The organism is Alteromonas alvinellae (assembly GCF_902705805.1).
In genome coordinates this window covers 1-319 of record NZ_CACSIH010000126.1, presented here as the reverse complement: position 1 = coordinate 319, position 319 = coordinate 1, and the positions used below count along the sequence as shown (strand labels likewise).

Annotated in this window: 1 protein-coding gene; it reads right to left on the bottom strand. The window is 59.6% G+C overall.

All coding sequences use genetic code 11. The features are described from left to right. On the bottom strand, positions 1 to 319 hold a 319-nt coding region (locus tag ACX5KA_RS09700; RefSeq protein WP_458730996.1), incomplete at both ends, for a hypothetical protein.

The following is a 319-nucleotide window of genomic DNA, read 5'->3' as shown; positions in this document are numbered from 1 at the left end:
CCTGCGCTTCAGCTTCTGCCTTGGCGCGCGCTTCTGCTTCCGCTTGCGCTTTTGCCTGTGCTTCAGCCTCTGCCTTGGCGCGAGCTTCTTCTTCCGCTTGAGCTTTTGCCTGTGCTTCAGCCTCTGCCTTAGCACGAGCTTCTGCCTTAGCGCGCGCTTCTTCTTCCGCTTGGGCTTTCGCCTGTGCTTCAGACTCTGCCTTAGCGCGAGCTTCTTCTTCCGCTTGCGCCTTCGCCTGTGCTTCAGCCTCCGCCTTTAGGCGGGCTTCTTCTTCCGCTTTAGCTTTTGCCTGTGCTTCAGCTTCTGCCTTAGCGCGCGC